Genomic DNA, 17,643 nt, shown 5'->3' with positions numbered 1-17,643 from the left:
GACATGCCTACTTTTCATATCGAGCTTTTTGAAGGTCGTACTGTTGAGCAGAAGCGCCAGTTTGTTGAGGCCATCACGAAGGCGACGTGCGAGTCGCTGAAGGTCGAGCCGGGTTCTGTTGATATTGTTCTTATCGATGTTAAACGTGAGAACTGGGCTACGGGTGGGAAGCTCTGGTCTGATGTTGAGTGAGGGTTTTTTTGTTTGTCTGCGACGCTTGGAGCGCGGTTTGCTGTTTGGGCTTTTCGCTGGCATCCGCGTTTTGCTTCTGGTTTGCTAGCGTTGCCCCTGTGCGGGGCGGCACCTACTTTTCTTTGCCGCCGCAAAGAAAAGTAGGCAAAAGAAAGCGGCTCACACCGCCAGTTCTAGTTTCTGCCTGAGGGCCCCCAACAGGGTCTTACACTTCACACGGCAACGTGCCAGCCCGTGCAAGTTGCCAACGTTCTCCCTGTACGCCTCACCCGCTTCGTGCGTCCGCATTACCGCATGCCGCGCCAGACAGTCCACGGCCGCCCAGGTGGCAAACTGTGTGTAGGCCCTTTGTGCTCCGCACGCCTTACTTCGGACCGATAGCGCATACGCTCCACCTGTAAGAGCGCTAACTTCTACGGCGCGACCACCTACACACAGTTTGCCACCTGGGCGGCATATACCATTCGCTGCCGCTTGCCGTCGTACGGATGCCTGAAGCGGGTGATGCGATTGTTAGAGGCGTTGGCAACGAGCGCTGACCAGGGCACTGCCGTGTGGAGTGTGGGGACGTTGGGGGCCGTGGATAAGAACACGTGCTGGCGGTGTGAGCCGCTTTCTTTTGCCTACTTTTCTTTGCGGCGGCAAAGAAAAGTAGGTGCCGCCCCGCACAGGGGCAACGCTTGAAGTGGTCCAATACTCCTGGACACCTCGAAAGGGGATAATCCCCAACTGAGGTGAGAGATGAGCAGACGGAAGCTGACAGAAGAATTCAAGGCTGATGCGATAAAGCTGGTTGTGACACAAGGCTATTCATATTCGAAGGCCTGTGAAGCGATGGGTGTGGGCGATACGGCGCTGCGACGCTGGGTGGCGCAATGGCGCGCCCAGCAGGCCGAGCCGGCGCGTAGTGAGCGGGAAGTCATGGCCGACCAGCGCCGTATTCGTGAACTCGAAGCGCGCGTGACGGAACTCGAAAGGGAGCGCGAGATACTAAAAAAGTCCACGGCCTTCTTCGTCAAGGAAATGGATCGCTTCTCGAAGTGATCCGTTCGCTGAAGAAGGCCTGGCCCGTGAGTCTGATATGCCGGTTGCTCGAGGTGCCGCGAAGCAGCTACTACGCTTTTGCGGGCCGACGCGTCAGGCCAGGAGCATCACCTGCTGTGCTCAAGGCCATGCACCGGATTCACAATGAAACCCGGCGCAGTTACGGCAGCCGCAGGATGGCGCAGGCGTTGCAGCAGCAAGGTCACGCGATCGGACGGCACCGGGCACGCTCGCTGATGCGCGAGGCGCAACTGGTGGTTGCGCGTCGACGCACACATCGGTACCGCAAGGCCGAAGGTGATGCGCTGGTCGCGCCAAACCGGCTCGAGCGCCAGTTCTCACCAGGTGCCGTGAACCGGGTGTGGGCAGGCGATATCACGTACATCAGAACGCGGCAGGGCTGGTCTTATCTGGCTATCGTGATGGATCTGCATTCGCGTCGAATCGTCGGTTGGGCGTTTGCCACGCAGGCAGACACCGAACTGGTCATCCACGCGCTGGAACAGGCTCGACGCAGCCGGCGCCCGGCAGCGGGACTGATGTTCCATTCAGATCAGGGCTGCCAGTACACCAGCGAGCGCTTCGTGAACGATCTGAAAGCAAACGGGATCGTCCAGAGTATGAGCAGAAAGGGAAATTGCTGGGACAACGCGGTGGTCGAGCGCTTCTTCAGAAGCCTGAAGAGTGAATGGATCGGCGAGCAGGAGTACGGCAGTCACGAACACGCCGAACGTGACATCGCAGACTACATCACTGATTTTTATAACTACAGGCGCATACATTCAGCGGCAAACGGCTTGCCGCCAGTGCCGTACGAAGCTTCGATTTATTGAAAAGCCCCTTTGGGGGTGTCCAAAGAGGCTTGACCGCTACAGCTTGCGAACCAATAACATCACGCGGATGCCACCGCAAAAAACAAGCAAACCACCCAGCGTCGCAGACAAAAAAAACAAACCCACTGCGACATCCCACCACACACCCACGTCGCGCGACATCGACAACACATGTGCTGCGACGCGGTCGATTGCCGCACGTCACGTGCAAACCCACACCCCCACCCCACATCGCAAAAAACAAAAATCCTGATCCAGATCAACCGCTTAAATCAAAAAGGCGCGCCCACAGAAGCACCGATCTGCGCCAAATCGCCACACAGCGCACCGCAGCAAAACAACACACATTCCCCTACGCTTGCGGTCATCTGCACGAACCCGGATTCGGACACATGACCACCGCAATCTCCGCCTTCGACCTCGCCCGCATGCAGTTCGCGTTCACGGTCTCGTTTCACATCATCTTCCCCGCGCTCAGCATCGGGCTCGCCAGCTTCATCGCCGTCCTCGAATGGCGCTGGCTCAAAACCGGTAAGGCCTACTACAAAGATCTTTGTCTGTTCTGGTCGAAGATCTTCGCCGTGGCCTTCGGCATGGGCGTCGTCTCCGGCGTCGTCATGAGCTACGAATTCGGCACCAACTGGTCGGGGTTCTCGTCGTTCGCCGGCCCCGTCACCGGCCCGCTCCTGATGTACGAAGTGATGACCGCCTTCTTCCTTGAAGCCGGGTTCCTCGGCATCATGCTGTTCGGCTGGCAACGCGTCAGCCCACGAGCGCACTTCGGCGCGACGCTGATGGTCGCAATCGGCACGCTCATCTCGACGTTCTGGATTCTCGCGTCCAACAGCTGGATGCAAACGCCGCAAGGCTTCGATATCGTCGATAACCACGTCGTCCCCGTCGACTGGTTCAAGATCATCTTCAATCCTTCGTTCCCCTACCGTCTCGCGCATATGGCAATTGCCGCGTTCATCGTCACGGCGCTCGTCGTCGCGGCCGTCGGCGCGTGGCATCTGCTCAAGGGACGGCGCGACAACGCAGTGAAAAAGATGTTCTCGATGGCGCTGTGGATGCTGCTGGTCCTCGCCCCCGTCCAGGCCTTCGTCGGCGACGCGCACGGACTGAACACGCGCGAACATCAGCCCGCCAAGATCGCAGCGATCGAAGGTCTGTGGGACACGGAGAAAGGCGGCACCGCGCTGAACCTGTTCGGCATCCCCGACATGCAGGCGGAAACCACGAAGTACGCGGTGTCGATTCCGCACCTCGGCAGCCTGATCCTCACACATAGCTGGGACGGCGAAATTCGCGGGCTGAACAGCTTCCCGAAAGAGGACCGCCCGAATTCGACGGTCGTGTTCTGGAGCTTCCGCGTGATGGCGGGCCTCGGCGTCGCGATGATCGGCTTCGCAATCGCCGCCTGGGCGCTGCGCCGGCGCGGCAAGCTGTACGACGCGAAGTGGTTCCACCGCATCGCAATCGCGATGGGACCGACGGGCTTCCTGTCGCTGCTCGCCGGCTGGGTGACGACAGAAGTCGGCCGTCAGCCGTGGGTCGTGTATGGCGTCAAGCGCACCATCGAAGCCGTGTCGCCGCTGTCCGCGCAACAGGTCGGCATTTCGCTGATGGCGTTCGTCGTCATCTACTTCCTCGTGTTCGGCACGGGCATCTATTACATGTTCAAGCTGATGCGCTCGGGGCCCGCATTGCCCGGCCACACGCCGGACGGCATCGCTGATGCACCCGACCGCACCGCGCGCCGCCCCCTGTCCGCCGTCGACCAGATGATCGACGCCTGATCCACCCCGCCAATACCCGTGAGAGAAAAATGGATGTGACCGTAGTCTGGGCCGCGATCATCGCACTGGGCCTGTTCATATATGTCGTGCTGGACGGCTTCGATCTGGGCATCGGCATCGTGTTTCCGTTCTTCCCCGACGAAAAGGAACGCGACTTGATGATGAACACCGTCGCGCCCGTCTGGGACGGCAACGAGACATGGCTCGTGCTCGGTGGCGCAGGCCTGTTCGCGGCGTTTCCCGTCGTCTATTCGACGGTGCTGTCCGCGCTCTATCTGCCCCTCGTCTTCATGCTCGTGTGCCTGATTTTCCGCGGCGTGTCGTTCGAGATCCGCGCGAAGGCGAATCGCACGAAGCATCTGTGGGATCTGGCGTTCATCGGCGGCTCGACGGGCGCGGCCTTCTTCCAGGGCATCGCGCTTGGCGCGTTCTTGCAAGGCATCCCCGTCGTCAGCGGCAGCTTCGCGGGCGACGCATTCGGCTGGCTGACGCCGTTCTCGCTGCTGACGGGTCTCGGGCTCGTCGTCACGTATGCGCTGCTCGGCTGCTGCTGGCTCGTCGCGAAGACGGAAGGCGATCTGCAACGGCGCCTGCACCGCGTCGTGTGGCCGCTGACGATCGTGCTGCTCGGCTTCATCGTCGTGATCAGCCTGTGGACGCCGCTGCAGGAACCCGAGATCGCGCAGCGCTGGTTCGATGCCGGCATCTTCTGGCGACTGCTGCCCGTGCCGTTCCTCGTCGCGATCTGCGCGTTCTTCATGCGCCGCGCGGTGCGCGACCGGCATCACAACACGCCGTTCATGATGGCGCTCGGTCTCGTGCTGCTCGGCTACGTCGGCTTGCTCGTGAGCCTGTGGCCGTACGCGATTCCGTCGAGTCTGACGCTCTGGGAAGCGGCCGCGCCGCGTTCGAGCCAGATGTTCACGCTGGTCGGCGCGGCCATCATCATCCCCATCATCATCGGCTACACGACGATGGGCTACTGGGTTTTCCGCGGCAAGGTGCGCCATGGCGACGCCCATTACCACTAAGCCCGCCCGCTTCCGCCCGCGCCGGGTGCGCCTGCCCGGCTGGCTCTGGTTCGTCGCGCTGTGGTGCGGCGGCGTGGGCGGCACGATGATCGTCGGCTATGCATTCAAGGCGCTGATGAACGCGACGCTGTTCGCGATTACCTGAGCAGCTGACGACAGCCGGACATCCTTGCCCGCATCCGCAGCGCATAACCTGCCGGGCGGCCCGTCGAGGCCGCCCGCTTGCCTTCAAAATCCTTCCGCGAAGCTCGTCTACGTAGCAGGCCGCGAGAGCACCATCCTCCTGGCCTCCGATGCAGTGCCGTACAACCAAGGGAAACCACACGCGCCCAAACCGCGACGACCGTGCCGGACTATCCGGCGAGGCCGCAGCGGCTGCGCGAGCGAGACCAGAGCAACTGATAAAACCGCGCCGACGCCGTTGCGTTCCAGACGGCCGACGCGAACAATCAAGCGCGGACGCGCGCTGGCCGCAAGGCCGGCGCAGCCGGGCGACAAGCATGACCCATCCGGCGATCCGGCATATGATCGCGGCTTGGGAAGCAAAACAAGCTGTTGCTGCATGGACGGCCCACCTCTGGTCGGGCCGCAGGGAGTGCAGCGGGTTGCAATGCGCAGCGGGCGTTCACGCCCGGGTGCGTCGCGGCCTTGCGGACGGGGCGTGCGCAACGGGAAGCGCGCGCCCCGCCCTCGTCCCGACCGACAACATGGGCACAACACGGGCAGGGCCGAGCGCCTGCATGGGACGGGAGGAAGGCGCCAAAGCGTCAACTCTGGTCCACAGCGGAGACATCATGAAGTTTCTTGTAGCCGACGATCATGAACTGATCCGCCAGGGCGTCAAAGGTCTGCTACGCGGACTCGATCCCGACGCCGTATTCGACGAAGCCGACACCTGGGAAACGCTGGCCGCAGCCGCAAGGCCCGACGCCAACCACGATCTCGCCATCGTCGACCTTCACATGCCCGGCATGACGGGCGCCTCTTCATTGCACGCCCTGCTGAAAGCCAATCCGGCGCTCCCCGTGGTGGTGCTGTCGGCGGAAGAATCGCCGGACGAAATGCGCGCCGTGCTCGCAGCGGGCGCGCTGGGCTTCGTGCCGAAGCGCCAGCCGGCCAGCGTGATGCTCAAGGCGATCGAGCTGGTGCTGTCGGGCGGCGCCTATGTGCCGATGGAAGCCCTCAGCCTGCTCGGCTCGCGCAGCGCCGACACGGCGACCGCAACCGCCACGGCGGAAGCGGCGACGACGGCGAGCGCAACCGCCATCGCCGGACAGACGACGGCCGCGCCGCCGGAAGCGGCGCCCGTTCGCATCGAGGCGTTGCAGCCGCATCAGCAGCATCTGCTGGAGAACCTGTCGCCGCGTCAGCAGGAAATCATGCGGCTCGTGCATCGCGGCTGGACCAACAAGATGATCGCGCGCGATCTCGGCGTCGCCGAAGGCACGATCAAGGTCCATCTTTCCGTGATCTTCCGCGCGCTCGGCGTGCACAACCGCGCAACCGCCATTGCCGTGATCAACGGCTGGCTCGAAGCGGGTAAGACGCTTTAGCTGGGGATAAAAAAGAAGGCGACGGAGCGTCGCCTTCGGCAGGATGCGGCCGTTGCAGCCGCACTGGATACATGCCCGTCAGAGCATTTCGGTCGCCACCGTGACGCCGAGCGCCAAGCCGCCGATCACGCCGATCGCGCGGCCGAGCAGCATCGCGTTGAGGTCCTCGTCGAGGATGAACTCGCTGCGGCGCTCGCGCAAAACCGTGCGATGCAGCAACGGCACGGGAAACAGCAACGCGCACGACAGCGCGACGGGCGCGCCCAGGCGCATGGCCATGTTCGCGTGGTGCTCGGCGGGAATGCCGAGATACAACAGGCCGACGACGAAAACAGCCGTCAGCAGCGCGCCCGCCAGCACGCCTGCGACGAGCTTGTCGGATGGATGTCCGTTCACTTCTATACCTCTTTGATTCGAAAGCCGCGCCGGGCCGATGGCCGGACGCGAGGGTTGCCGGAAACGTTCGCGGCGGCCGGGGAGCCGCTGTTATCGCGAAACGGCTTATTTCAGCAGCCAGGCATGGCGCCGGTCGATCAGACACTTCTCAAAAAAGCTGACGAACGGGCAGTGGCGGGGTGACGCAAGCGGCAAACGGAAGCGCAACGGCATGGCGCCGTTGCGAGCGGGAAATGGATCGTCGACGGATGGAATGCAGCTCGCGTCATTGCGCGAGCTTTTGACCGTGATGGTGAGCCGGACCAAAAAGTCCGGCGTGTCACTACCGCAGAAAATCAGCCGCGGGTCGTCAAAGGCTGCTCGGAAGTCACGGATTCCGCGCGATCAGCCGGCCTATCGGCGACCGCGCCAGGCTGTTGCCACAGCATCTCCAGCGTGCGGCGCAGTCGTGCCGGGGTCACGGGCTTGTGCAACACGGGGATGCCCTGCATCGCCAGCGCCTCCAGTTCCACCGACGCCATATCGCCCGTGATCAGCAGCGTCACCACGCGCTCGCGGCCACGCCGCCGCAGCGCGTCGCGCACGGCGCCGAGCGCCTGCGCGCCCGTGCGGTGGTTCGCCAGCTGATAGTCGCAGAGCACGGCGTCGGGCATGAAGCCTTCGTCGATGGCCAGCAGCGCATGACGCTCGTCGGGCACGCCGCGCACCACGCACCCCCAGCGGCCGAGCAGGCTCTGTATGCCTTCGAGAATCGCCGGCTCGTCGTCGATGCACAGCACGTGGCGCCCGAGCGCCGCCGCGCCGCTCGCGACGGAATCGTTCAGCCCCGCGACGATCCGCGCCGGATCGCCCGGCTGCACCGGGAACCGGAACACCGAGCCCCGCCCCGGCACCGAGCGCAAGTGCAACTGCCCGCCCAGCATCTCGACAAGCCGCTTGACGGTCGGCAGCCCGAGCCCATGCCCCTGCCGCGCGTCGCGCTGCGGATTGGCGACCTGATAGAACTCTTCGAAGATCCGCCCTTGCTCGGCCGGCGGGATCCCGATGCCCGAGTCGCGCACCTCGATATAGCCGCCCTCGCTTCGCCCGGCGCGCCGGAAGCCCATCCAGATCGCGCCGCTTTCCGTGTAGCGCACCGCGTTCGACAGCAGATTGCTCAGGATCCGCTCCAGCAGCACGGGGTCGTCGTGGATCACGGCGTCCGTCGGCGCGATGCGCAGCGCAAGTCCTTTGGCGGCCGCCTGCGGCCAGTACTGGTTGCCGACGCGGTCGAACAGTTCGGACAGCCGGAAATGCAGCCGGATAACCTGCGTGACGCCGCTTTCCAGCCGCGCCAGATCGAGCACCTGGTTGAACAGCTGGTTCAGCGCCTCGACATTGTTGGCGATGTTACTGGCTGTCTTCGCGTGCTGCACGGGCGTCGCCGACGTGTCGTTCAGCGACGCCGCGAGCAGCCCGATCGCATGCAGCGGCTGGCGCAGATCGTGACTCGCGGCGGCGAAGAAGCGCGTCTTCGCGAGGCTCGCTTCCTCGGCGACGAGCTTTTGCGCAGCGAGCGATTCGGCGAGCGCCTGCTGGTCGACGCGCGCCTGCACGACGCGCTGGAACAGCTTGCGATAGCTGAGCGCATAGACGTTGATCGCGCAGAAGAAGAACGCAAGGACGATCGCGAGAATCGTCCGGTCGAACGTGTGGGTGCCGAAGTGCAGCACGATGGCAGGCAGCAGCAGGAACGGGATCGCCGTCACGAAGTTGGCGACGTCGAAACCGTTCGACATGAACACGCCCGCTGCCAGCGTGACGAGCATCACCGTGTGCAGGATGGGGAGATCCGTGTGGGGGCTCTGGAACGCGAACCAGATCGCGAGTCCAGGCGCGCTGTAGAGCAGCGCGCCGCGCGCGGCATGCAGGTTGATCCACGTGCGCGGCGAGACCGACTCGGGCCAGCGCCGGTTGCACATCCACAGCGCGAGGCTCGCGCAGTTGGCGAAGCCGTAAAAAATGAAGCAGGCCGCGAAAAGATGCGGATGCGGGATGTTATTCCAGTAGATCGCCACCAGCACCGCAATCGAGAACCAGTGCGTGAAGAAAGCAATCGGGTCCTGCGCGTACAAGACGCGCACGAGGTCTTCGTCGATGGCGCGCTGGATGGGATCGGCCCGCATCGTGCGGTCTCCTTGTCGGCAGGAGCAGGCGCAGTGGCGCGCCGCTCCCGTCCATTCAATTGATTGTGCGGTCGGCGGGAGCGCATGCCTTGGGCGATCGCTCCCGTGCTGTGCGAGATTCGCTGGTCGTTTCGTTTTCTGTCAAAGCGCCGCCGATTGCACCGGAATGGGAATAAAACCCAGGCGTCACGCGTCCTATAAAAGGCACCCGGTACAGTCTAAAGATAGTTTACCCGTCTTACCGGCGGTTTACCCTTCAGCTATCACTTAATCCATATAGGCGGCGCCGCGTGCAAAAAGCATACTGGGTTCAACGATTCAACATTCAAGCGCGGCCGACAGCCTCTGAAGGTTCAGCTTCACGACCTGTTTCATGCCTGTTTGTCGAGGCTCTACCGGCGGCATCCCCCGCCGCCACCGCGCTCCTTGCCCCTTACCGATGGAGGCCTTCATGGGCGCAGTTCCGAGCCAGGTTTTCGCACGCACTCTCGACGAAGCCGTTCTTCCTGACCTGTGGCGCCGCCGCACGCAGCTCACGGACGACGAAATGATGTCGATGTACGACCTCGTGAAGCGCGCGTTGCGCACCTACCACCCGCTCGAATTGCACGCGCTCGGCGAAGACAAGGAAGAGCTCGTGCATCAGTTCATCTATACGAAGGTGCTGCGTCTTGCGCCCGGCCATGTCGAATCGAAGGCGACGCCGGAAAGCGCGCCGTCCAACAGCTACGCGATCTGCGCTTACTTCCGCCGCTATCTGATCGACTGCCTGAGAAGCGCGAGCCATCAGCGCAACGTGTCGATGGAACACGAAGGCATGATGCAGGAGATCGATCTGCGCGCGCAGGCGCTCGAAGATCCCGTCGAAAGCGTGCTGCTGCAGTACGGACTGAGCGAGCGCGGCGTGCGCGAAGCGGCGCGCGAGTTCATCGCGTCGCTCGATTCGCCCGAACGCATCGTGCTGGCGGGCAGCCTCGGCTGGTGCTCGGAAGCGAAAGGCGGTCTGTCGGCGGTGGCCGCGCAGCATCGGGTGCCCTCCTATCACTATCGTGCCGTCAAGCTCGGTGTCACGATGAAGAAGACGGACGACGCCGCGCAGTTTTCCAACACGAAGATCGGCCAGTGGCTGCGCGACGAGCTCGGCATCGAAATCCACGCTGAAAACCGTGAGGCGATCCTCGTCGTGTTCAACCTGCTCGCAGCGGAAGCGACGGAAGCCGCCACCGCGCCCGACGATGAAATGATCGAAGCGGCGGCGTGAGCAGTTGAGCGCGCCGTCTGAAACTCAACGCACTTAACGCACTGAACATTTAACAATCGCCGTCTTCGATTCGCATTTGACAATCCGGCTCGCTTCACGCGTCGCAAATCAGAACGAGCCCGCCTCTACGCTTCATCCCTCGTGCAATTCGCGCGACCGCTGCCTGATGGCACCCGTCCGCCCGAACGCATTCCACGCCTGCCATCACAGCATTTTTTGAATCACGCGGCTAAACGCGCGTTTTCCCTTTGCATTTCGCTGCGCGACGTCCAGGATAAAGAGGCTGCGAGCGCCAGCCAGCCGTCCATATCGCCGGGTTTCCCCCGCCCGGCGCACTTCCAATATAACGAGGTGGTCGAATGAACCGCTTGTCCAGCGCCCTTTCGGCGATGAAGGACCATTACGAGGTGGTAGTCGTGGGTTCCGGCTATGGCGGCGCGATTGCCGCGAGCCGCATGGCCCGCGCGAAACGCAGCGTGTGCCTGCTCGAACGCGGGCGCGAATTCATGGCGGGCGACTTCCCCGCCACGCCGCCCGAAGGCGTCGCACAAATGCAGTACAACACGGGCGTCGCGCAGATCGGCTCGCCGCTCGCGCTGCTCGAAGTGCACGTGAATCCCGATGTGAACGTGGTGGTCGGCTGTGGACTGGGAGGCACGTCGCTGATCAACGCGAACGTCGCGCTCAAGCCCGATGCGCGCCTGTGGGACGATCCGCGCTGGCCCGCCGCCTTGCGCGCGGACCAGGCGAACCTCGACATTTGCTACGAGCGCGCCAGAACGATGCTCGGCGCGACGCCCGTCCCCGACGACTACCCCAATTTGCCGAAACTCGATGCGCTCGCGCTGTCGGCGCAACGACTCGGCATGAGCGACCGTTTCTACCGCCCGCCCATCACGGTGACGTTCAAGGACGGCAAGAACGCGGCGGGCGTCGACCAGCAGCGCTGCATCGGCTGCGGCGACTGCAATTCAGGCTGCAATCATGGCGCGAAGAACTCGACGCACATGAACTATCTGCCCGACGCCGTCGCGCACGGCGCGCAGATTTTCACGGGCGCGGCGGTGCATTCGGTGGTGCGCGACAACGAGCGCGGCGTCTGGTGCGTACGGTATCAGCCCGCCGATCTGAAGCGCGAACTGTACGACGCGCCCGAACTGTTCGTGACGGCCGATATCGTGATCCTGTCGGCGGGCACGCTCGGCTCGACGGCGATCCTGCTGCGCTCGCAGGAGGCGGGCTTGCCGGTGTCGAAGCAACTCGGCCAGCACTTCACGGGGAACGGCGACGTGCTTGCGTTCGCGTTCAACACCGACAAGGTGATCAACGGCGTCGGCTGGGGCACGCATCCGGCTGGCGACATTCCGCCTGTCGGCCCTTGCATCACGGGCATCATCGACCATCGCAACACGCCGGACGTGAAGGACGGCTTCGTGATCGAGGAAGGATCGGTGGCCGCGCCGATCGGCCTCGGCCTGATGGGCGTGCTCGGTCTCGCCGCGCCTGTCGAAGGCGTCGAGATGCCGGACCCGGCAGGCGATCCGCCTCTCGCGGACGAAGCGCGCATTGCCGAGAGCATTTTGCGCGGCCCGTATCACGGCGCGATGCGCAACACGCAGACCTTCCTGGTGATGGCGCACGACGACGAAAGCGGCCAGATCACCGTCGAAAATGGCCGCCCGCGCGTGAACTGGCCGAACGCGGGCAAGCAGCCCATCTATGAAACCGTCGAAAAGACGCTGATCGCAGCCACAGGCGCGCTCGGTGGCACGTATGTGCGCAACCCGATTTCCGCCGACCTGTTTCAGAACCGCACCGTGACCGTGCATCCGTTGGGTGGGTGCGGGATGGCGGACGATGCCGCGCACGGCGTCGTCGATCAGGCGGGCCGCGTGTTTTCCGGCACGGACGGCAACGCGGTGCACGACGGGCTGTACGTAATGGACGGCGCGGTGATGCCGCTCTCGCTCGGCGTGAACCCGTTGCTGACGATCTCGGCGCTCGCCGAGCGCAATTGCGCGCAGCTTGCGCAGTCGCGCGGCTGGAAGATCGACTATGACGCAGCGGGCAACACCGCCCCGCCGCCCCCGCTGAAAATCGGCTTGCGCTTCACCGAGACGATGATCGGCACGTATTTCGTTGGCGATACGAAGCCGGCGGGTCAACGGGACGATCCAGCGGAAGGCACGCCCATCAACTTCACCGTGACCGTCGTCTCCGACGATCTCGACGACATGCTCGCGAACTCGCAGCATCAGGCACACATGATCGGCACGTTGACGTGCACCGCCTTGTCGCCGCAACCGATGACCGTCAACGACGGCATCTTCAACCTGTTCGTCGTCGATGAAACAAACGTCGAACGGCGCAACATGAATTACCGGATGACGCTCGACACCGTCGACGGCAAGCATTTTTATCTGATCGGTCAGAAGATCATCACGCACACGTCGTTGACGGAACTGTGGACGCAGACCAACACGCTCTACGCGAAGATCCGCGAGTCCGATGCAGACGACGCGCCCGTCATCGGTCACGCGACGCTCATCATCACGCCGGAGAATTTCCTCAAGCAGCAGCGCACCATCGAGGTGACGAATACGCCCGACATCGAAACGCGCCTCGCATATACGCTGAAATTCGGCCGCTTTTTTGCGGGCGTGCTGTACACGGAATACGGCGGCGTCGCTGCGCCGCTGCAGTATTTCAATCCCGATGCGCCGCCGCGCGTGCGCCGGGCGCTGCGGGCGCCCGCGCCGCAGATCACCTACTTCAATACCGACGACGGCAAGACGCTGCGGCTCGCCCGTTATCACGGCGGCAGCAAGGGACCGCTACTGCTGATTCACGGCTCAGGCGTATCGAGCCGCATTTTCTCGACGGACCTGATCGGCACGAACCTCGTCGAGTTCCTGTGCGCTGCGCACTACGACGTGTGGCTCGTCGATCTGCGCGTGAGCATCGAACTGCCGACGGCAACCGAACGCACGACCGCCGATGAAATCGCGCGCTACGACATTCCGGCCGCTGTCGCGAAGGTGCGCGAGCTCACGGGCACAGACGGGATTCAGGTCATCGGGCATTGTCTGGGCGGGCTGGCCTTGAGCATGTCGCTGATGTCGGGACTCAAGGGCGTGCGGTCCGCGGTGATGTCGCAGGTATCGGCGCATCCCGTGCCGGGACTGTTGCAGCGGATCAAGGCGGGACTGCACACGCCGCAGATTCTCCAGCATCTCGGCATCAAGGATATGACCGCGTATACGCAGCACGAAAAATGGCCGCACAACCTGCTCGACGATGCGCTGAAGTTCTTCCCTGTCGAGCGCGACGAAACGTGCAATAGCCCCGTGTGCCATCGCGCGACATTCCTGTATGGTCTGCTCTACGAGCACGAGCAGCTCGATGAACAGCTGCACGCGAACCTGCAGGAGCTATTCGGCATTCACGATGTCGAGCTGTTCAATCAGCTCGCGGCAATGGTGCGCGCGGGGCACGTGGTCGATGCGAATGGAGACGACGTGTATATGCCGAACATCGCGGGCATGAAGCTACCCATCGCGTTCATTCACGGCTCGAAGAACCTCTGCTATCTGCCGACCAGCACGGAGATGACCTACGATCTGCTAGTTGAGCGGTTCGGTCCGGAGAACTACGAACGCCATGTGATCGACGGATATGGACATATCGATTGCGTGTTCGGCAAGCGCGCGGCGCTCGATGTGTTTCCGACGATTGTCAGGTATCTGGATGCGCATTGAGCGTTGACGGTTCGTCATGAATGCTGCGGCATACATGACGAACCGGCGCTGCCAACGAACTAGAATAACTTCCCAGGATTCAAAATCCCATTCGGATCGAGCGCATGCTTGATCGCCTTCATCACGGCGAGTTCTTCATTCGAGCGCGACACCGGCAAGAACTCGCGCTTGAGCGACCCGATCCCGTGTTCCGCCGACACCGAACCGCGCAGCGGCGCAAGCATGTCATAGACGAGCGCATACACATCGTGATGATCGACGCCCGGCACGGAATGCCCGTCGACAGTCAGATGCAGATTCGAATCGCCGATATGGCCGAAGAAATACGACTCGTTGCCCGGCCAGGCGCGGTCGATCGCCACGCGACAACGATCGACGAATGCGCCGATCTCGCCGATCGGCAAACTCACATCGAAGTTGATGGGATCGAGCTTGACGGGGAATTCCGCCGTGCATTCGCGGATTGCCCACAGTGCGCGCGTATCGGCAACCGACTGCGCGATCACGGCATCGCGGATCGCCGCTTCATCGAGCGCCTCCATCAGCACGCCGGAAAAACGCGAGCCATCGTCATCGGCATCGAAGCTCGCATGCTCGATCAATGCATATAACGGATGCGCTTCGGCAAATGGCGAGCGCGCGCCCGTCAACTTCACGCCGAAGTCGAAGAAGTCCGGCCACATGATCTCGAATGCGCCGATGTCGTTGCCGAAGCGCGTCAAGAGCCGGCGCAGCAAACCAACGGCCTGCTCGTAGTCACTCAGCGCAACGAGCGCCGTATGACGCGACGCACGCTGCGGCTGCAGCTTCAGCACCGCGCGCGTGATCACGCCGAGCGTCCCTTCCGAGCCGATGAACCAGTGCTTCAGGTCATAGCCGGTGTTGTTCTTCACCATCTTGTTCAGCGAACTCAACACCGCGCCGTTCGCTAGCACCACTTCGAGACCGAGCACCTGATCGCGCGCGGTGCCCGATTGAATCACGCGATTGCCGCCCGCATTCGTGGCGAGATTGCCGCCGATCTGGCAGGACCCGCGCGCGCCGAGATCGAGCGCGAGTTCGAAGCCCGCTTGCGCCGCCGCCTCCTGCGCGGCCTGCAAGGTCGTGCCAGCCCGCACCGTGATGGTCGCCGCAGCGCTGTCGATCTCCTCGACGCCAGCAAGACGGTCCAGCGACAAAGCGATATCCGTCGCGCGCGGAATCGAGCCGCCTGCAAGGCCCGTCATCCCGCCTTGCGGCACGATGCTCTGGCGCGCTTCGTTGCAGATCATCAGCGCGCGTGCGACCTGCTCTGTCGTGCGCGGCAACAACAAGGCGGCGGGACGCGTGGGTTCATGGCGCGTCCAGTCCGTCATCGAGCGTTCGCCGATTTCATCGCCCACGCGTACCGCGTCGTCGCCCAACGCTTCGCGTAACGCGGCCAAAGTCGATGCGAGCGCGGCCCGTTCGTTCACTGTCATGCGGTTCCTTATGTCGTGCCTTGCTCTGCGGCGAGCTTCTTCCGATACCCCATCGAACTGTTGATGCGGCCCAGGATATAGTCGCCCGCAGCGACGGGTTCGTATTTGCTGTCGGCGTCCGGCGTACCGAGATCGCGCGGATCGACGTTCGACGTATAGGTCGGATCATAGAACGTCGCGATCGAATAGCGCTCGCGGCCCGATGCGTTGATCACGCGATGCAGCGTCGAGCGGAAGCGGTCATTCGTCCAGCGTGCCAGCAGATCGCCGACGTTCACGACGAAACTGCCTTCGATAGGTGGCGCCTCGATCCACGTCTCGTTGGCGATCTCGCGCACCTGCAAGCCGCCAACCCGATCCTGCCACAGCAGCGTGATACAGCCATAGTCGGTATGCGGCGCGACGCCGAACTGGTCATCATCGGATTGCGGCGGCTGCGGCGGATAGTAGACCATCTGCGTGCGCTGCATCCGCTTCGTATAGCGCGGCGCGAAGAAATCCCCGGAAACGCCCAGGCCCGTCGCTACAGCGCGCAGCAAGTCCGCACCACAGGCGCCGACTTCCTCGTAATAGCCGTACAACGCGGGCTGCAACGCCGGCATGAAATCCGGCCAGTTGTTCGGCCCACGCAGCGCCTGGCCAGCGAGCACATCGGGATCGCTCTCGGGCAACTCCAGACCGATGCTATAGAACTCCTTGTAATCGGGGCGCTTTGCCTGGTACATCGTCGCGTCGCCGAGCGCATTGAAGCCGCGATGCCGATGATTCACCGCCGCGCGCCGTTTCGTCTCGACGGGAAACGCGAAGAACTCGCGCGCCGCCTGTTCCGCACGATCGATCACCGCCTGCGGCACGCCATGATTGACGATGTAGAAGAAGCCGATCGTCGTGCATGCGTCGCGTATCTCGCGGCCCGCGCGCACGAGCGCGTCGCGGTCGCCGGCGCGTACGCCGGCCAGATCGACAATTGGAATGCGAGTGACTGGCTGCATCAAGGGACTCCTTCATCACGAAGATTGAACTGATGATTCAGTACATGCGTCGATACACGCTTCGCTCCGCATGCGGATCAGCGAGAGTTTCACGTTGTATATACCGCCAAAAGCGCAATCGCAAGTTGCATTGCACCCGGCTGCATTCCTCTGCAGAAGATGCGCCAGCGGCATTAGGGTTTGACAGCATGCGATTATTTTTTTCGCGCAAAACCAGCGGTATATACTGCCTCGCATGATTCGCGCCCTGCCACGTCGAGCGCGACACGCTTTGCCAACGGGAGAATCTCTATGGGTATCTTTGCAGGCTGGAAGTGTCGTCTCGCGATGGTGGCGTTCTGCGCCGCTGCGTCCGTGGCCAGTGTCGGCGCGCACGCGGAAGATCAACTCGCGAAGGTCAAGAAGGCGGGTGAACTCGTGGTCGGCACGGAGATGCAGTTCGCGCCGTTCGACTTCCTCGAGAACGGCCAGCAGGCCGGCTTCAACAAGGATCTGTTCGCCGAAGTCGGCAAAGAACTCGGCGTGAAGGTGCGCTTCATCGATCTGCCCTGGCCGAGCGTGCTGCCCGGCCTCGAAGCCGGCAAGTTCGACATGGTGGGCGGCCCGCTCACGGTGACGAAAGCGCGCATGGAGCGCTACACGTACACGCTGCCCGTCGCCGATGCGACCGACGCCCTTCTCAAGCGCGCCAACGATACCTCCATCAAGCAGTCGTCGGATATCGTCGGCAAAACGGTGGGTGCAGGCAAAGGCTCCGCGCAGCTCGATCAGCTGAAGGCCTACATCGCGACACTGCCGAAGCAGCCCGAAGTGCGCGAATACGTCGACAACAATCAGGCGTATGCGGATCTCGCAGCGGGCCGCATCGCTGCAGTCGCCAACTCGATGACGAACATCGCCTACGTCGCGAAACAGCGCCCCGAAGCGTTCGCCGTCGTGACGCCGCCGTTCGGCGCGAAAGTGTACTTCGCCTACTGCCTGCGCAAGGATGCCGACAGCAAGCCGCTCGCCGACGCGTTCAACGCCGCACTGGTCAAGATGCACAACGACGGCCGTCTCGCATCGTTGCAGAAGAAGTGGTTCGGCGTGGCGATGGACGCGCCCACCACGATGCCCACGCCCAACTATTGATGCCCTGAATCGCGCGGCGCTCCCGCTT

13 protein-coding genes are annotated in these 17,643 nt (G+C 63.1%); 9 read left to right on the top strand and 4 right to left on the bottom strand.

All coding sequences use genetic code 11. From position 1 onward, the window contains the following. Positions 1-3: 3 nt before the first annotated feature. The 6 genes from PPGU16_RS17125 to PPGU16_RS17100 all read left to right on the top strand — a co-directional run bounded on the left by PPGU16_RS17125 (position 4) and on the right by PPGU16_RS17100 (position 6,452). A complete protein-coding gene (locus tag PPGU16_RS17125; protein WP_180723819.1) occupies positions 4-192 on the top strand; it encodes a 4-oxalocrotonate tautomerase in 189 nt (62 codons plus the stop codon). Positions 193-933: 741 nt separating this feature from the next. Then, a protein-coding gene (locus PPGU16_RS17120) for an IS3 family transposase (RefSeq protein WP_180723796.1) occupies positions 934-2,069 on the top strand; the annotation gives its coding sequence in 2 pieces (ribosomal slippage) (positions 934-1,192 and positions 1,192-2,069; 1,137 coding nt in all). A 392-nt stretch (positions 2,070-2,461) separates the two neighbouring features. Further along, the gene (locus tag PPGU16_RS17115) at positions 2,462-3,868 is read left to right on the top strand and encodes a cytochrome ubiquinol oxidase subunit I (protein WP_180723818.1); all 1,407 of its coding nucleotides are present in this window, start codon (positions 2,462-2,464) and stop codon (positions 3,866-3,868) included. A 29-nt stretch (positions 3,869-3,897) separates the two neighbouring features. Then, on the top strand, positions 3,898-4,899 hold the full coding sequence (gene cydB / locus PPGU16_RS17110) for a cytochrome d ubiquinol oxidase subunit II (RefSeq protein ID WP_180723817.1): 1,002 nt from the start codon (positions 3,898-3,900) through the stop codon (positions 4,897-4,899). Next, positions 4,877-5,044: a hypothetical protein gene (locus PPGU16_RS17105; RefSeq protein WP_180723816.1), complete on the top strand. Its 168-nt coding sequence runs from the start codon at positions 4,877-4,879 to the stop codon at positions 5,042-5,044. Before cydB ends, PPGU16_RS17105 begins: the two co-directional genes overlap by 23 nt. A gap of 649 nt (positions 5,045-5,693) precedes the next feature. Next, positions 5,694-6,452, top strand: a complete 759-nt coding sequence (locus PPGU16_RS17100; RefSeq protein ID WP_180723815.1) for a response regulator transcription factor — start codon at positions 5,694-5,696, stop codon at positions 6,450-6,452. A 78-nt stretch (positions 6,453-6,530) separates the two neighbouring features. Here the strand turns inward: PPGU16_RS17100 and PPGU16_RS17095 are convergent, their stop codons facing one another. Further along, on the bottom strand, positions 6,531-6,848 hold the full coding sequence (locus PPGU16_RS17095; protein WP_180723814.1) for a hypothetical protein: 318 nt from the start codon (positions 6,846-6,848) through the stop codon (positions 6,531-6,533). A 335-nt stretch (positions 6,849-7,183) separates the two neighbouring features. Continuing rightward, positions 7,184-9,013 carry an ATP-binding response regulator gene (locus PPGU16_RS17090; RefSeq protein ID WP_180723813.1) on the bottom strand — a complete coding sequence of 610 codons (1,830 nt, stop codon included), beginning with the start codon at positions 9,011-9,013 and terminating at the stop codon, positions 7,184-7,186. Between the two features lie 451 nt (positions 9,014-9,464). Here PPGU16_RS17090 and PPGU16_RS17085 point away from each other — a divergent pair, with 451 nt between their 5' ends. Further along, complete coding sequence (locus PPGU16_RS17085; RefSeq protein ID WP_180723812.1) at positions 9,465-10,274, top strand: hypothetical protein; 810 nt, start codon at positions 9,465-9,467, stop codon at positions 10,272-10,274. Positions 10,275-10,633: 359 nt separating this feature from the next. Next, complete coding sequence (locus PPGU16_RS17080; RefSeq protein WP_180723811.1) at positions 10,634-14,032, top strand: alpha/beta fold hydrolase; 3,399 nt, start codon at positions 10,634-10,636, stop codon at positions 14,030-14,032. A gap of 59 nt (positions 14,033-14,091) precedes the next feature. On the opposite strand, the gene PPGU16_RS17075 is transcribed toward PPGU16_RS17080, so the two are convergent. Beyond that, the gene (locus tag PPGU16_RS17075) at positions 14,092-15,492 is read right to left on the bottom strand and encodes an FAD-binding oxidoreductase (protein WP_180723810.1); all 1,401 of its coding nucleotides are present in this window, start codon (positions 15,490-15,492) and stop codon (positions 14,092-14,094) included. 8 nt (positions 15,493-15,500) lie between these two features. Next, entirely contained in the window at positions 15,501-16,484 is a 984-nt protein-coding gene (locus tag PPGU16_RS17070) for an isopenicillin N synthase family dioxygenase (RefSeq protein WP_180723809.1), read from the bottom strand. Between the two features lie 291 nt (positions 16,485-16,775). On the opposite strand from PPGU16_RS17070, the gene PPGU16_RS17065 reads away from it, so the two are divergent. Next, the gene (locus PPGU16_RS17065) at positions 16,776-17,615 is read left to right on the top strand and encodes a transporter substrate-binding domain-containing protein (protein WP_180723808.1); all 840 of its coding nucleotides are present in this window, start codon (positions 16,776-16,778) and stop codon (positions 17,613-17,615) included. Positions 17,616-17,643 lie beyond the last annotated feature (28 nt).

This window comes from Paraburkholderia largidicola, from assembly GCF_013426895.1.
GTDB lineage: Bacteria > Pseudomonadota > Gammaproteobacteria > Burkholderiales > Burkholderiaceae > Paraburkholderia > Paraburkholderia largidicola.
This window is presented reverse-complemented; position numbering and strand designations above follow the sequence as displayed.

What these genes read in the sequence shown, in the direction of transcription:
- PPGU16_RS17085 (WP_180723812.1), top strand. Translation starts at nt 9,465, where the DNA reads ATGGGCGCAGTTCCGAGCCAGGTTTTCGCACGCACTCTCGACGAAGCC.
- PPGU16_RS17070 (WP_180723809.1), bottom strand. Translation starts at nt 16,484, where the DNA reads ATGCAGCCAGTCACTCGCATTCCAATTGTCGATCTGGCCGGCGTACGC.
- PPGU16_RS17065 (WP_180723808.1), top strand. Translation starts at nt 16,776, where the DNA reads ATGGGTATCTTTGCAGGCTGGAAGTGTCGTCTCGCGATGGTGGCGTTC.
- PPGU16_RS17100 (WP_180723815.1), top strand. Translation starts at nt 5,694, where the DNA reads ATGAAGTTTCTTGTAGCCGACGATCATGAACTGATCCGCCAGGGCGTC.
- PPGU16_RS17080 (WP_180723811.1), top strand. Translation starts at nt 10,634, where the DNA reads ATGAACCGCTTGTCCAGCGCCCTTTCGGCGATGAAGGACCATTACGAG.
- PPGU16_RS17105 (WP_180723816.1), top strand. Translation starts at nt 4,877, where the DNA reads ATGGCGACGCCCATTACCACTAAGCCCGCCCGCTTCCGCCCGCGCCGG.
- PPGU16_RS17115 (WP_180723818.1), top strand. Translation starts at nt 2,462, where the DNA reads ATGACCACCGCAATCTCCGCCTTCGACCTCGCCCGCATGCAGTTCGCG.
- PPGU16_RS17075 (WP_180723810.1), bottom strand. Translation starts at nt 15,492, where the DNA reads ATGACAGTGAACGAACGGGCCGCGCTCGCATCGACTTTGGCCGCGTTA.
- PPGU16_RS17125 (WP_180723819.1), top strand. Translation starts at nt 4, where the DNA reads ATGCCTACTTTTCATATCGAGCTTTTTGAAGGTCGTACTGTTGAGCAG.
- PPGU16_RS17090 (WP_180723813.1), bottom strand. Translation starts at nt 9,013, where the DNA reads ATGCGGGCCGATCCCATCCAGCGCGCCATCGACGAAGACCTCGTGCGC.
- cydB (WP_180723817.1), top strand. Translation starts at nt 3,898, where the DNA reads ATGGATGTGACCGTAGTCTGGGCCGCGATCATCGCACTGGGCCTGTTC.